The 14,879-nt window shown below is 59.8% G+C and carries 10 protein-coding genes; 8 read left to right on the forward strand and 2 right to left on the reverse strand.

Going from position 1 to position 14,879, the window contains the following annotated elements; all coding sequences use genetic code 11:
• Positions 1-2: 2 nt before the first annotated feature.
• A complete protein-coding gene (locus tag ACSOSP_RS15915) occupies positions 3-1,148 on the reverse strand; it encodes a fimbrial protein (RefSeq protein ID WP_455308164.1) in 1,146 nt (381 codons plus the stop codon).
• Positions 1,149-1,464: 316 nt separating this feature from the next.
• Here ACSOSP_RS15915 and leuS point away from each other — a divergent pair, with 316 nt between their 5' ends.
• From leuS to ACSOSP_RS15940, 5 genes are all read left to right on the forward strand, one after another.
• Positions 1,465-4,059, forward strand: coding sequence for a leucine--tRNA ligase (gene leuS, locus ACSOSP_RS15920; RefSeq protein WP_455308166.1), 2,595 nt, complete (start codon positions 1,465-1,467; stop codon positions 4,057-4,059).
• Positions 4,060-4,151: 92 nt separating this feature from the next.
• A complete protein-coding gene (locus ACSOSP_RS15925; RefSeq protein ID WP_455310988.1) occupies positions 4,152-4,703 on the forward strand; it encodes an LPS-assembly lipoprotein LptE in 552 nt (183 codons plus the stop codon).
• A 23-nt stretch (positions 4,704-4,726) separates the two neighbouring features.
• Complete coding sequence (holA, locus tag ACSOSP_RS15930) at positions 4,727-5,830, forward strand: DNA polymerase III subunit delta (RefSeq protein ID WP_455308168.1); 1,104 nt, start codon at positions 4,727-4,729, stop codon at positions 5,828-5,830.
• Between the two features lie 84 nt (positions 5,831-5,914).
• Positions 5,915-7,192 carry a glutamate-5-semialdehyde dehydrogenase gene (locus ACSOSP_RS15935; protein WP_455308170.1) on the forward strand — a complete coding sequence of 426 codons (1,278 nt, stop codon included), beginning with the start codon at positions 5,915-5,917 and terminating at the stop codon, positions 7,190-7,192.
• Positions 7,193-7,209: 17 nt separating this feature from the next.
• Positions 7,210-7,626 (forward strand): CopD family protein, encoded by a 417-nt coding sequence (locus tag ACSOSP_RS15940; RefSeq protein WP_455308172.1) that lies wholly within the window; start codon positions 7,210-7,212, stop codon positions 7,624-7,626.
• 58 nt (positions 7,627-7,684) lie between these two features.
• Here ACSOSP_RS15940 and ACSOSP_RS15945 read toward each other — a convergent pair whose 3' ends face one another.
• Positions 7,685-8,464, reverse strand: a complete 780-nt coding sequence (locus ACSOSP_RS15945) for a copper homeostasis protein CutC (protein ID WP_455308174.1) — start codon at positions 8,462-8,464, stop codon at positions 7,685-7,687.
• Between the two features lie 643 nt (positions 8,465-9,107).
• Here ACSOSP_RS15945 and ACSOSP_RS15950 point away from each other — a divergent pair.
• Genes ACSOSP_RS15950 through ACSOSP_RS15960 form a run of 3 tightly spaced genes read left to right on the forward strand, consistent with a single transcriptional unit; the run spans position 9,108 to position 14,746 of the window.
• Entirely contained in the window at positions 9,108-11,423 is a 2,316-nt protein-coding gene (locus tag ACSOSP_RS15950; RefSeq protein ID WP_455308176.1) for a type I secretion system permease/ATPase, read from the forward strand.
• The gene (locus tag ACSOSP_RS15955) at positions 11,420-12,697 is read left to right on the forward strand and encodes an HlyD family type I secretion periplasmic adaptor subunit (protein WP_455308178.1); all 1,278 of its coding nucleotides are present in this window, start codon (positions 11,420-11,422) and stop codon (positions 12,695-12,697) included. Before ACSOSP_RS15950 ends, ACSOSP_RS15955 begins: the two co-directional genes overlap by 4 nt.
• A 6-nt stretch (positions 12,698-12,703) precedes the next feature.
• Positions 12,704-14,746, forward strand: coding sequence for a TolC family protein (locus ACSOSP_RS15960; protein ID WP_455308180.1), 2,043 nt, complete (start codon positions 12,704-12,706; stop codon positions 14,744-14,746).
• Positions 14,747-14,879 lie beyond the last annotated feature (133 nt).

The raw sequence follows: 14,879 nt of genomic DNA on the forward strand, positions 1-14,879 counted from the left end.
ACCTATTGATATGACATCGTGAAGGTCGCCAGCGCCTTGACCGACCCCGGCGTCACCGCGCCGGTGCGAACGTATTGCGCCGATAGCGGTAGCGTCAGCAAGCCATCGGGAGACGCACCAATCAACCATTGGTTCTGGACGTTCGGACCGGCTGCGTCTGGGCCGAATAGCACGGTGGTGCGTTGATCCTTCAGGACTTGCACACCGATTCCCTTGGCCGTGGATTCGGCTCCGAGCGTCAGAACATCGGTTCGATTCGAGGGCGAGACGGCATCGGTGATCACGATCGATACCTTCGCGCCTTGCGCGCACATAAAGCTCAAGTTAAAGCCTGTCCGGCCTGCCGTCGCACCGATCCCGCTGCCGAACGCGTTTGTCGTCACATTGGGAAGGGTTACGGCCAAGCCGGGCGTCTGAACCGAGCAAGTGGCTGTACTGAGCGTGCCGCTTGCCACGCCTGTGTACAAAGCCGGCTTGCTCCAGGTAGTTCCGCCAACCGGGTCGAAAACGGTTGTTGCTACCACAGGAATGCTCGACAGCGTTGAGGCTCCGGATTGGATCGGGCCGGTCGTGACAAAGCTGACTGTCACCGACATGGGGACGGAGAAATAAACATTGATACCGGAACTGCTTTCGGTACATTTGATATTCAACGTCCCTTGTATGGTGGCGCTGACCGTGTCGCACCCTGGCCCGCCCCCAACCGTATAGCGCACTCCCAGACCGCTGACATTGGTTGGATAAACGTCGTTGAATCCCGCGGCCGGCGCCGTACTGATGGCCAATCTGACGCCGAACGTATCGGTCAGCGGTAGCTTCTGAAAGTAGCAGTATCCCGCGAAAGCGGCCGGTGCCAGCGTCATCACCGTCGTTCCGGGCGCAGCGTTCACGGGGACTGAAATTACGCCCGCTGCCGGGACTATGCCGGTGCCGTTCACTTCGCAAGCGATCGATATCGCGTGTGCGGGCGATGCGACAAGTGCAGCAAGCGTTGCAAGCAATGCGGCTAAAAAGAATCGCACACCCCGCACTTGCCAGCGCGTTCCCACCGGTAAATCCCTTGGACGCTTCAAAGCCCGCGCATAACTCAAGATCATGAAATCGTTGGCCCAGTGAGGTTTGCCCGGAAAAAGTCTGCCGTCGCCCACGACCGATCTTTCCTTCAGGGGACTCTCTGGGTCAATCTCCACTTCGTACATACTGAAATTCGTTTTGCGATTCCCGGGTCGCCCGTGTCAAGCCGATGCGTATTGCCAGCGCGCCCTGTTCAATTTCATCACGCGCAACGCGGCCCCCGCGCCGCGCCGCCCTTGCGTTCGCACCCGGTATAATCGTTTTTTGCCGTTGGCAAGCCTGTTGGCGCGCCCGTTTGCAAGCCCGGCCTGAGCCAGGTTTCCATCGTAATCACGGCAAGCAACCGCTGGCCAGTCCGCCGTCTGCCCAAGCCAAAATCATCCAAAGACCATGCAAGATAAATACGTACCCGCCGACGTCGAATCCGCAGCGCAAAGCGACTGGCGCGCGAAAGACGTCTACCGGTCGACTGAAACCAGCGACAAGCCCAAGTTCTATTGCGTGTCCATGCTGCCGTACCCGTCGGGCAAGCTCCACATGGGGCACGTGCGCAACTACACCATCAACGACGTGATGTACCGGTTCCTGCGCATGAACGGCCACAACGTGCTCATGCCCATGGGCTGGGACGCGTTCGGCATGCCGGCGGAAAACGCCGCCATGGCGAACAACGTGCCGCCGGCGAAGTGGACTTACGACAACATCGACTACATGAAGAAGCAGATGCAGTCGATGGGGCTGGCTATCGACTGGTCGCGGGAAATTGCGTCGTGCAAGCCTGAGTACTACAAGTGGAATCAGTGGCTGTTCCTGAAGATGCTGGAAAAGGGCATCGCGTATAAAAAAACCGGGACGGTGAACTGGGATCCTGAAGACCAGACGGTGCTCGCAAATGAACAGGTGATCGACGGGCGCGGCTGGCGCTCGGGCGCGCTGGTGGAAAAGCGCGAAATCCCGATGTACTACATGCGCATCACGGATTACGCGGATCAGTTGCTCGGCGACCTGGAAGGCCTCGGCTGGCCCGAACGCGTGAAGGTGATGCAGCAGAACTGGATCGGCAAGAGCTTCGGCGTGAATTTCGGCTTCCCGTATGAGATCGACGGCGAGAGCAAATTGCTGCGCGTGTTCACCACGCGCGCCGACACCATCATGGGCGTGACCTTCGCCGCCGTTGCCGCGGAACATCCGCTGGCCACACGCCTTGCGCGCGATAACGCTGACCTGCAAGCGTTCATCGAAGAATGCAAACGCGGCGGCGTGGCCGAAGCCGATGTCGCGACGATGGAAAAGAAGGGCATGCCCACGGGCTTCTTCGTCACGCACCCGCTGACGCAGGAAAAGGTCGAAGTGTGGGTCGGCAATTACGTGCTGATGAGCTATGGCGAAGGCGCCGTGATGGGCGTGCCGTCCCACGATGAACGCGATTTCGCGTTCGCGAAGAAATACGCGCTGCCGATCAAGCAAGTGGTGGCGGTGGAAGGCAAGACCTACAGCACCGACGCGTGGCAGGAGTGGTACGGCGAGAAGGGCACGGGCACGCTGATCAATAGCGGCAAGTACGACGGACTTGGCTTCGAAGCGGCTACTAGTGCAATCGCCGCCGATCTGAACGCGTTGAACCTGGGCGATAAACAAATCACCTGGCGTCTTCGCGACTGGGGCATTTCCCGCCAGCGTTACTGGGGCACGCCGATCCCGATCATCCACTGCGCGACCTGCGGCGACGTGCCGGTGCCGGAAGCGGATCTGCCGGTCGTGTTGCCGGAAGACCTCGTGCCGGATGGCACGGGCAATCCGCTCGCGAAGTCCGAAGCGTTCGTCAATTGCACGTGCCCGAAATGCGGCGCGCCGGCGAAGCGTGAAACCGACACCATGGACACGTTCGTCGATTCAGCCTGGTATTTCTCGCGTTATGCCGCGCCGGACGCGAAGACCATGGTCGACAAACGCACCGATTACTGGATGCCGATGGATCAGTACATCGGCGGAATCGAGCATGCGATTCTCCACTTGCTGTACTCGCGTTTCTGGACCAAGGTCATGCGCGATCTGGGCCTCGTCACGTTCGATGAACCCGCGAAGAACCTGCTCACGCAGGGCATGGTGCTGAACGAGACCTACTTCCGCGAGGACGCGGCGGGCAAGAAGACCTGGATCAATCCGGCCGACGTGACCGTGTCGCACGACGACAAAGGCCGCCCGGTCGGCGCGGTACTGAACGCCGATGGCAAGCCGGTAGTGATTGGCGGCGTGGAGAAGATGTCGAAGTCGAAGAACAATGGTGTCGATCCGCAATCGCTGATCGATGCTTATGGGGCGGACACCGCGCGCCTGTTCGTGATGTTCGCGGCGCCTCCGGAGCAATCGCTCGAATGGTCGGGCACGGGTGTGGAAGGCGCAAGCCGCTTCTTGCGCCGCGTGTGGCAATTGGCGCATGGTCGCGCCGACACGATCAAAACGCACGCGAAGCTGGATGCATCGAAGTTCAACGACGCCGACCGCACGCTGCGCCGCGAGATCTATACCATCCTGAAGCAAGCCGATTTCGACTACGGCCGCTTGCAGTACAACACGGTCGTCTCGGCGGCCATGAAGATGCTGAACGCGGTGGACAGCGCGAAAGATGCAACGCCCGGCGTTCTCAATGAGACCTTCGGCGTATTGCTGCGCGTGCTGTATCCGGTCGTGCCGCACATCACGTTCCAGTTGTGGCAGGAACTTGGTTACGCCAATTTGTACGGCGGTTTGCTCGACGCGTCCTGGCCGAAAGTGGACGAAGCCGCGCTCGAACAGGCTGAGATCGAACTCGTGCTGCAGGTCAACGGCAAGGTGCGCGGAACGCTCACCATGGCGAAGGACGCGTCGCGCGAGGACATCGAAAAGGCGGCGATTGCGCACGAGATGTTCGAGAAGTTTTCGGAAGGGCGGGCGCCGAAGAAGGTCGTCGTGGTGCCGGGCCGGCTGGTGAACGTGGTCGTATGAGCCGGAGATCGCGCGCCATGAAAATCCTGGAGGACGTTGTGAGCGGGAAAACTGTCAGCTTGAGTTCGACCAACACGAAGGCAACGCGCACAATCAGCCGGCGCTCCATCCTGACGCTGGCGTGCAGCGCGATGCTGCTTTCCGCATGCGGTTTCCAGTTGCGCGGGCAGCAGGACTATGCATTCAAGCGGCTCGCCATCAGCGGCGGCACGCCTGAAATGCTCGGGCGCCTCCAGCGTGTAGTGGAAGGCGGCAGCGACACCGTGATCGTCAAGGCGTCGGAAAAGCCCGACGCTATCCTCTCACTGGCCGGCGGTACTGGCATGAAGACTTTGAGCCTGAATGCGCAAGGCGTCGTGCAGGAGTACGAACTCGATTACAACCTGGGCTACTCGATGGTAGGCGCCGACGGCACCTTGCTGATTCCCCCGAGTACGATTTCGCTGAACCGGGCGCTGACGTATAGCGATCAGTTCACGCTGGCGAAGGGTATTGAAGCGCAAACGCTGTTCCGTGACATGCAATTCGATGCCGTTGACCAGTTGACGCGCCGCCTCGCGGTCGTGCGTTCGCTGCATCCATCGCCGAACGAAGCAGCCCCCGGCATCGTCCCGCGTGCGCCGTTGCCTGTACCGCCGCTGTAAGCGCGGGGACGCCGCTCAAAACCATGCAACTTCGACTCGACGCGCTCGATGCGCACCTCGCGAAAGGGCTGAAAGGCCTGTACGTCGTTTATGGCGACGAGCATTTGCTCGCCCAGGAAGCCTGCGACAAGATTCGCGCGAGCGCGCGGGCGCAGGGTTTCACGGATCGCTCGGTGTTCGTGGTCGACCGTTATTTCGACTGGAGCTCGTTGTTGGGCGCGAGCCAGTCGATGTCGCTCTTCGGCGACCGCCAACTGGTCGAGTTGCGGATTCCCACCGGCAAGCCCGGCAAGGAAGGCGGTGAGGCGCTGAAAACCCTCTCTGCAGCCGATAACCCAGACGTCCTCACCCTCATCACCTTGCCACGGCTCGATGCGGCCACGCAGAAGTCCGCGTGGTTCACCGCGCTGAGCGGCCCGGGCGTGATGATGAAGATTGATCCTGTTGAACGCGCGCAGTTGCCCATGTGGATCGGCCAGCGGCTGACTCTGCAAAACCAGCGTGTCGCGCCGGGCGAGGATGGACGACGGGCGCTGGTGTTTATCGCGGAACGGGTGGAGGGCAACCTGCTCGCCGCGCATCAGGAAATCCTCAAGCTAGGTTTGCTTTATCCCGCAGGCGTGCTCACCTTCGAACAGATCCACGAAGCTGTGCTGAACGTCGCGCGTTACGACGTGTTCAAGCTCAATGAAGCCATGCTGACCGGCGATGTCGGCCGGCTGACACGCATGCTCGACGGCCTGAAGGGCGAGGGCGAAGCCGGAACGCTCGTGATCTGGGCGCTGGTGGAGGAAATCCGCACGCTGCTGCGGATGAAACGCGGCGTCGCGGCGGGCAAACCGCTCGCCACGCTGCTGCGCGAGAACCGCGTCTGGGGGCCGCGTGAACGGCTGATCGGTCCGGCGCTCACGCGCGTCACGGAAGCGGCGCTCGAAAAGGCGTTGTCGCTGGCCGCGAAGCTGGATCGGCAAGTGAAAGGCTTGTCCGGCGGCACGGGTCCGAGAGGCAGCGCCAATCCGGGCGACCCGCCGCCCGATCCGTGGGACGGCATGTTCGAACTCGCGATGACCGTCGCGTCGTCGGGCGGGCCGCTCCAAGCCAAACCTCCGGCAAAGCGCCCGGCGTGACATCGGCTTAAAATTGATATTTTTCGGCTCCGACAAGCCGAAAGCCGCGCTCCACAAGCATCGAACGAATCCAAGAGAATGACGATGACCGACATCGACGACTACATGACCGAACTCGGCCGCCGCGCGCGCCGCGCTTCACGCGCGATGGCGCGGGCATCGACGGCGGCGAAGAACGCCGCGCTCGGTGCGATCGCGAACGCAATCGAACGGGAACGTGCTGCGTTGAAGAGCGCGAATGCGCGCGATCTCGCCCGCGCCAGGGATAAAGGTCATGACGCCGCGTTCATCGACCGCCTGACGCTCTCCGATAAAGCCCTGAACACCATGGTCGAAGGTTTGCGGCAAGTGGCGGCGCTGGCGGACCCCATCGGTGAAATCAGTGGTCTTAAATATCGTCCGAGCGGGATTCAGGTAGGGCAGATGCGCGTGCCGCTGGGCGTGATCGGGATCATTTACGAATCGCGGCCGAATGTGACTATCGACGCTGCCGCGCTATGTCTCAAGTCAGGGAACGCGGCTATCTTGCGTGGCGGTTCCGAGGCGCTGGAATGCAATACGGCGCTGGCTGCGTTGATCGGCGAAGGGCTGCAAGCGGCCGGCCTGCCGCAGGACGCGGTGCAAGTGGTCGGCACGGCGGACCGCGCGGCCGTCGGCAAGCTGATCACCATGACCGAATTCGTCGATGTGATCGTTCCCCGCGGCGGCAAGGGCCTGATCGCGCGCCTGATGGAAGAAGCGCGCGTGCCCATGATCAAGCACCTCGACGGCATCTGCCACGTTTATGTGGATGACCGCGCCGATCTCACCAAGGCGCTGAACGTCTGCGAGAACGCGAAGACGCATCGCTACGGAACCTGCAACACGATGGAAACGCTGCTGGTCGCCGAGGGTTTTGCTGCCGACGTATTGCCCGCGCTTGCCAAGGTGTTCCGTGCGAAAGACGTTGAACTGCGCGTGGACGCAGCGAGCCGCGCCGTGCTGAAAGACGCCGGCTACGACGGCCCGCTCACTGAGGCCACCGAAGCCGACTGGAGCACCGAATACCTGGCGCCGGTGTTGTCGGTGAAGCTGGTGAACGATCTGGACGAGGCTATCGATCACATCAACACCTACAGCTCGAATCACACCGACGCGATCATCACCGAAGACCACGACCGCGCGATGCGTTTCCTGCGCGAAGTCGATTCAGCGAGCGTGATGGTCAACGCATCAACGCGTTTTGCCGATGGCTTCGAATTCGGCCTCGGCGCGGAGATCGGCATTTCGAACGACAAACTGCATGCGCGTGGACCGGTAGGACTGGATGGGCTGACGTCGCTGAAATACGTCGTGCTCGGTCACGGCGAAACACGAGAATAAGCGAGACCGCCATTCCAATGCTCTGGATCAAATCGCTGCATATAGTATTAGTGGCTTCGTGGTTCGCAGGCCTGTTCTACTTGCCGCGCATCTTCGTCAATCTCGCGATGGAAACCGAGCCGGCGGCTACTGCGCGTCTGTTGCTGATGGCGCGCAAGCTGTTCCGCTTCATGACGTTCATCGCGGTGCCGGCGCTGGCGTGTGGATTGTGGCTGCTGCTGGTGATGGGCATTGGCCAAGGCCAGGGCTGGATGCACGCGAAACTGACTATTGTGGTCCTGATTATTATCTATCACGCGTATTGCGGCGTTTTGCTGAGGCGCTTTCAGCGCGGGGAAAACACCCGTTCCGATAAGTGGTACAGAATGTTTAACGAATTGCCGGTGCTCGGGCTGCTGGGTGCGACTTTGTTAGTGGTCGTCAAACCGTTCTAACCGTGTTGCAGTAGACGAAACGCCGGCTCGCCAAAGCCGGCGTTTCTGCATCTAAGCTCTACGAACCTGCGCGATGCAGTCGTTCCCAAGCTTCATTCGCCTCGGCGACCAACTGTCTCACCAGCTCAGCCGACGTCTCCACGATCGCGTATTCATCCTGCCCGGGGCCGCCCATCTTTACGCGCTCGTTGCGATAACGCATGCCGCTGGCAAAAGGTGCGCGGCCGGAAGTGTGATATTCGACGCAGCCCGTTTCAGAGACCAGCCGCGCAATATTGTTCAGCCGCACGCCTGCCCCGGGCATGACCACGAGCCGCTCCCCTGCGGCCGTGCGCAGTTCAGCGATGAGTGCGGCACCTTCGGGTGCGCTGGCTTCCTGCCCGGAGGTGAGGAGACGGTTGCAGCCTGTATCGATGATGTCTTCGAGCGCTTTGAACGGATCACGCGCTACGTCGAACGCCCGGTGGAAAGTGACCGGCATGGGCGCGGCCAGTTCAACCAGACGTCGGGTACGGGGTATATCGATATCACCGTCGGCGGTGAGCAGCCCGATCACCACGCCATCGACGCCCAGCTTCTTGCAGGCGATGACGTCGCGCTCCATGACGTCAAATTCGATATCGGAATACAGGAAATCACCCCCGCGTGGACGGATGATCACGTTCAACTGTATGGTCAATTTCGCTCGCGCGCTGGCGATGGCGCCATAAGAAGGCGTGGTGCCGCCTTCCAGCAGGTTGTCGCAAAATTCGACACGGCCCGCGCCGCCTTCCTGCGCCGCCAAGCACGAGGTGACAGAACCGGCACAGATTTCCAGCAGAACAGGTGGCTTGGACATGCAACTGAGTTTCCTGGTTAGTAAGGCCAGTAAGGCCTGATCTTGCAGCTTAAAGCAAGCGTCACCCGAATGGTCGTGAAAAGCCGCGCGGCTAATCTGCTAGATATAAGAATATATAAGGTGTTTCTCACGTTATCCGAGTTTGAACGCGGTTTTGCCTGATGACGTTTATTGGGAATCTGGTCCTTATCAAGCAATCCTGTTTGATTTTCTGAATTGCAATGATCAGCACGCTCACCGCAAGCGCTGCCGCTATCATCACTGTCTTGGCGCTTCACCCCTCCCCGCTGCCGCTGCTCGCATTCCCCCCGCGTAAGTCCCTGATCCAACTCGAAAGATACGCCTCCATTCGCACTGTTCGGCATCCGTTTAATTAGGACGTATCTCATGGTTCTCTGAGGCCTCGACGCCGAGAATCAACTCATCGCATTAATCCAGTGCGCAGAGTTGTAATTACGGATTCCTTTCTTGGTTTGTATTTAGGACGCTTCCGATTTTCCGCGTCAAGTGCCGTGCAGATAATGCACGCGCTGAAATAAATGCATTCCGCGACGAATCGTTTCGCGTTGATTACGAACGACGTATCCACCCGCCCGGTCGACAAGCGCAAGCCCTCCCACCGGACGCTAAAAAGTCAAAAGCCATGAAAAACGAAGTACCGGGCGCGGTAACGCCCATTCAGCCGGACGGCGGTGACGTGTTGACAGTGTCGCCCAAGGTAGACGACACGCTCTTGAAGAGTCTCGTATGGATGGCGGCGTATCACGGCAAGCCGACCAGCGAAGCGGCGATGCTGTCCGGCTTGCCGGCAGGACGTTTTATCTCCCCTAAGCAGGCACAGCTTGCCATGGAGCAGTCGGGTTTCAATGTAGGCGTAGTCGAGCGCCAGCCCAACGAAGTCTCGCCGATGCTGCTGCCGGTCATCTTGTTCCGCAAGGACCATGGCGGTTGCGTGCTGCTCGGCCGCGCGCCCAACGACGTCAAGGTCATCAAGCCAGCCGGCGAGATCAAGGAAGGGCAGCAACCAGAGCAGGACGAAATGGAAGCTGCCTATCTAGTAGTGCTGCCGGAGACGGGCTCGAAGGTTGTCGCTATCGGCGTTAGCCAGCTCAAAGCCAATTACACCGGTTATGCCATGCTGGTGAAACCGGTTGGCAAAGTCGACACACGAGCAGGCATGCCCGAAGAAGAGTCGGACGGGCATTGGCTGTTGAGCACGTTGTGGCGTTACAGGCGTTACTACTGGAGCGCTGCTCTCGGCGCGCTGCTGATCAATGTGCTTGCTCTTGCCGGCACCTTCTTCACGATGAACGTCTATGACCGGGTGGTTCCCAACCAGGCCTTTGTGACCTTGTGGTCGCTTGCTATCGGCGTAGCGATCGCCATGCTGTTCGAGTTCATTGCAAGGAACGTCCGGGCTCACGTGCTCGATGTCGCCGGCAAAAAAGCCGACCTGGTCATGGGCGCCATGCTGTTCAAGAAGGCGCTTGCGATTCGCCTGGAGCACAAGCCGGCATCGTCGGGCTCGTTTGCCAATCAGTTGCGCGAGTTCGAATCGGTGCGCGACTTTGTCGCTTCAGCCACGCTCGCCACGCTATCGGATTTGCCTTTCACGTTCTTGTACATCGCGGTGATCTTCATGATTGGCGGCATGCTCGGGTTCATCCCACTGCTGCTGGTTCCGGTGATCATTGGTGTGAGCGTGATGATCCAGTGGCCGCTCAAGAAGGTGATGAAGGAAAATCTGCGCGAATCTTCGCTCAAGCAAGGAATCCTGATTGAAACCGTGGAAGGCATTGAAACGCTGAAGGCCACGGGCGGCGAGCGTTACATGCAGGAGCGCTGGGAACTGTTTTCGGCCAAAGCGTCCGATACCTCGATGAAATCCAAGCGCCTCTCTGCACTCGCGATGAACTTCGTATCATGGATCACGCAGTTCGAGACCGTGATGATCGTGGTGGCCGGCGTGTATCTCATTTCGGACGGCAAGTTGACGCAGGGTGCGTTGATCGGCTCCGTGATCCTGGCCTCTCGCGCTCTCGCGCCTCTCGCGCAAGTCGCCGGTCTCGCCGTGCGCTTCCAGCAAGCCAAGGCCGCGCTGGACTCACTCAGCGGGTTGATGAAAAAACCGGTGGAACGCGATCCGGAAGTTCAGTACCTGGACAACCCGGGAATCAGCGGCGCGATCGAACTTCGTCAAGTGGGCTTTCACTATCCCGTTCAGAACGGCATGAAGCCGCCCGAATTCCTGAAGAACATCAACATCAATATCCGTGCTGGCGAACGCGTCGCGATCCTCGGCCGAGTGGGAAGTGGCAAGTCTTCGCTGCTGCGCGTCATGTCGAATCTTTATCGTCCCACGAGTGGGCAGGTGTTTATCGATGGCATTGATCTTACGCAAGTCGATCCGGCCGACTGGCGCGAAAATGTCGGCTATGTGTCGCAGGACAGTCGCCTGTTCTACGGATCGCTCCGCCAGAACGTGATGATTGGCCGTCCTGACGCAACGATCCACGAGTTGCTGCGCGTCGCCAAACTGACCGGGCTCGATTCCATTGCCGCCGGCAGTCCGCACGGCTGGAACATGCCGATCGGCGAAAACGGCGATGGTTTGTCGGGCGGTCAGAAGCAGCTCGTCGCGCTGGCTCGCTGCCTGATCGCGCGTCCTGCGCTCATCTTGATGGATGAGCCGACCAGCGCGATGGACACGCAGACCGAAACCGCATTTATCCGGGATCTGGCTGAAGCCACCCGCGGCACCACGCTCGTCGTGGTCACTCACCGGCCTTCACTGCTGCAACTGGTGGATCGCATTGTGATTCTCGACGCAGGGAAAATTATCACCGATGGCCCGAAGGAAGAAGTGCTCGCTGCGTTGCGTTCCCCTGCCGCCCCTGCCATAAGCGACACGCAGGGAACCGATACACAGGCGCACGGCGCCATCAAGGAAGCATCATGAAAATATTCAGCAAATTAGGATATTGGGCCCGCTCTCTGACGCCGGGTGGCCGCAGAAAGAACGCTGCGCCGTATGTCCATCCGGCTCACACGGCCTACATGAACGACTTGCGCGAGTCCATGCTTGCACAGTCTATTCCCGGCACTATGGTCGTGCTTTACCTGGTTGTCGCGGTGATCTTTGGCGGGTTGATGTGGGCGAAATTTGCCCGTGTCGAAGAAATTACGCAAGGGCAGGGCAAAGTGGTTCCGGTCATGCGCGAGCAGATTATCCAGAGCCTCGAGGGCGGGATTCTTGCCGACATGCACGTAAAAGAAGGTGATGTCGTAGAGAAGGGCCAGTTGCTACTGAATATTGACCCGAAGCGTGCTGATTCGTCGTACTCCGAAGGTCATTCCAAGCTGATCGGCCTCGAAGCGAAGGTGGCAAGGCTGCGTGCTGAAGCCAACGGTACAGCACTGGTTTTCCCGGCCGATGTCCAGAAAGACAAGGCTCTTGTACTGAGTGAGACGCAGACGTATCAATCTCGCCGCCATTCCCTTGACGACACCATCGCTTCGCTTCAACGAAGCTATGGGCTGGCAATGAACGAAATCAACATGACTGAACCGCTCGCGGCACGTGGCCTGATTTCGGAAACTGAAGTTTTGCGCATGAAGCGCAGCGCCAACGAGTTGCAATCGCAAATGGTAGATCGCCGCAACAAGTACAAGTCGGACGCCAACGACGAAATGTCGCGCCTCGACCTCGAGTTGTCGCAGACGAAGGAAAACCTGGTAGGGCGCGCCGATGTGCTCGAACGCACCACGCTGGTCGCGCCGGTCAAGGGCACGGTCAAGGATATCAAGATTACGACTATCGGCGGAGTGATCCAGCCGGGCGCGCAGATCATGAGCATCGTGCCTTATGCCGACCAGTTGATCGTAGAGGCGCGCATCCAGCCAAAGGACGTGGCTTTTCTCCATCCGGGGCTTCCGGCCATGGTGAAGATCTCCGCCTACGACTTCGGGATTTACGGTGGCTTGAAGGGACATGTCATTGACGTGAGCCCGGATACCTTCCAGGACGAGAAAGCAGCGCCCGGCAAACCCGATTCCATTTATTACCGGGTACAGGTCCTGACCGATAAAAGCGAACTGACGGCTGCCGGCAAGCATCTGCCAATCATTCCCGGCATGACCGGCAACGTCGAAATTCGCACTGGCGAAAAGACCGTGCTGTCGTACCTGTTGAAACCCATTTTCAAATCGCGTGAAGCGTTCCGCGAGAGATAAGCCAAAATGTCAACACACACAAATAAAGCGCGGTTGGTCCGCGCCGGAAACAAGCTCGATGGCGCGCTTCCGTATTGCATCACCCCAAGCCGCACTTTGTTCTCCGCAATGAGCGTGCTGGCCGGCAGCGGCGTTATCGTGTTGGCGTTCGGCGCGACGGACGCGAACGCGAGGTCGGCACTCGACGACATGGCGTGGGCGCCGCAGCAGTCACAAGCTACGCAGACGCAGGTTCCAGGCGCCAACAACATGGCGACCGCGGTCGCTCTGGCTCACGCTTTGGCGTCGGGCGCGGCACCGGCCTTGTCTGACCCGCCACAAGCCACGATGGCATCGCGGGCTATCGAAGCGAATTCCCTGGTCACGCAACCTTTGCAGTTGAGTGCCAATGACGTGGTGCTGCCCGAGTCTCCGCGTTCGAGCACAAGCGCGCCGCAGCTATCGGGCAGTTTCGCCAGCGCTTTTGCAGGCGCCGACGTGACGCAGGCCGTTGCGCCGCAAGCGGCTGTCGCTGTGTCCACTCCTCCTGCCGCGAGTACAGCGCGCATCGGCATTGCGGCGTCGCCCATCCGGACCGCCGGCTCAAGCCGGACGCCTGACGTTTTGGGAGATCTGCAGTCGCTAAGAGTCCCGACTCCACCGTCCGGGGACACTGGCACAGTCGTGGCGAGCAAGGTACCGGGGCCGGTCACGCTCGATGCGCGGTCGGCCATGGTGATGAACAACCCGCCTGCCGGCATTCGCCGGACTGTGCGCACCATGCGCTCGAATGACCAGACGTATTCTGACTGGCTGGACGATGGCGGCGCGTCGCGGGCCGTTATCGATACCGCCATCGTGCCCGAGCAGGCGGTGCGGGCGGCATTGCGCAACGCCGCAGACGCCGCTGCCGCGCGCAGCCCGGCGCTCAGGCAGGCACGCAATGACTGGGACGCGGCAAAGTTTGACGTCGATCAGGTGAAGGGTCAGCGATATCCGCAGGTCCAGGTTGGCGCGAACTCGCCTTCCATTACTGGCGACAGCGCGAGCTTTAACCAGTACAACCGTCCGACGGCGAGCGTCGCGATCACCACGCTGATCTATGACTTTGGCAAGACTAGCAAGAGCATCGACAGCCGCAAAAAATCAGCGGAGGCTGCAGAGCTCTATTACCAGGCCATGGCGCAACAGAACGCCTACGATACGTCGATGAACCTTGTTGATCTGGCCAAGTACCGCGCCGTATATGCGATTGGCGAGAACTACGTGAGGCGCATGTCGCAACTGGTTCAAATGCTGGAGGAGATTGTCAAGGCTGACCCGGGGCGCCTGAGCGAACTGACGCAGGCGAAGGCCCGCTTGCTGCAGGCCCAGACTTCACAGGAAATGGTGGCGGCCCAAGTCCGCACGCAGGAAATCGCGGTTCGCAAGCTGGTCGGTGAGGAGCCCACGCCAATGCCTCGCGGCGTTCACTGGCAGTTCATGCTCGATGGCGTTGATTCAGCGGTGAGCGCTGTAGCGCAGAACCCGGCAGTTGCCCAGGCCGATGCGGAAGCGCAAGCGGCGAAGTTGAACGCGCAGTCCGTGCGGGCGGATTCAATGCCCAAGCTGAACTGGGTGATCAACAAAAATACGGCTCCCGATGTGTTCGGCAACCGTCAGCCGTGGTCAACCATGCTGCAGATGACTTGGACGCCGTTCCAGGGCGGCAGTCAGCGCGCAGCCGAGCGGGCGGCGCTGTCGCGTGCTTCATCTAGCCTCGAAAAGCGCGACCAGGTGGCACTGGACTCGGAGTTCAAGGTTCGGGATGCGTACCACGACGCGCTGGCCATGAGCACGCGCGCTAAGCTCTATGACCAGCTCTCGACCGAATCTGATCTGATCCGCAAGCAGTTCTTCGAGCAGTGGTATCACCTGAACCGCCGGACGTTGCTGGACGTGTTGTCCGCTGAAAGCGATTTCTACAACAATCAAGTCAGCGCAACGACAACGCAGTTCGATGCCTATCAGGCGGTTCTTAAAGTTCATCTCAATAATGGCACGCTGGATTCCTGGTTGCGAGGCGCTTGACGGCCCGATGTCCCTGTAAGTCAAAACGTTGAATGCCCCATTTATAAAATGCTTGGGTGAATGAATTGATCTGTATTTAAAAGGCCAATTAACTTATTTTAGTTAATTGGCCTTTTTGTTTTAATTAGCAAAC

The sequence above is a fragment of the Caballeronia sp. KNU42 genome, from assembly GCF_053760385.1.

Bases quoted from the DNA above. Each gene is read 5' to 3' on its own strand.
- leuS (WP_455308166.1), top strand. From the start codon at position 1,465: ATGCAAGATAAATACGTACCCGCCGACGTCGAATCCGCAGCGCAAAGC.
- holA (WP_455308168.1), top strand. From the start codon at position 4,727: ATGCAACTTCGACTCGACGCGCTCGATGCGCACCTCGCGAAAGGGCTG.
- ACSOSP_RS15935 (WP_455308170.1), top strand. From the start codon at position 5,915: ATGACCGACATCGACGACTACATGACCGAACTCGGCCGCCGCGCGCGC.
- ACSOSP_RS15940 (WP_455308172.1), top strand. From the start codon at position 7,210: ATGCTCTGGATCAAATCGCTGCATATAGTATTAGTGGCTTCGTGGTTC.
- ACSOSP_RS15945 (WP_455308174.1), bottom strand. From the start codon at position 8,464: ATGTCCAAGCCACCTGTTCTGCTGGAAATCTGTGCCGGTTCTGTCACC.
- ACSOSP_RS15950 (WP_455308176.1), top strand. From the start codon at position 9,108: ATGAAAAACGAAGTACCGGGCGCGGTAACGCCCATTCAGCCGGACGGC.
- ACSOSP_RS15955 (WP_455308178.1), top strand. From the start codon at position 11,420: ATGAAAATATTCAGCAAATTAGGATATTGGGCCCGCTCTCTGACGCCG.
- ACSOSP_RS15960 (WP_455308180.1), top strand. From the start codon at position 12,704: ATGTCAACACACACAAATAAAGCGCGGTTGGTCCGCGCCGGAAACAAG.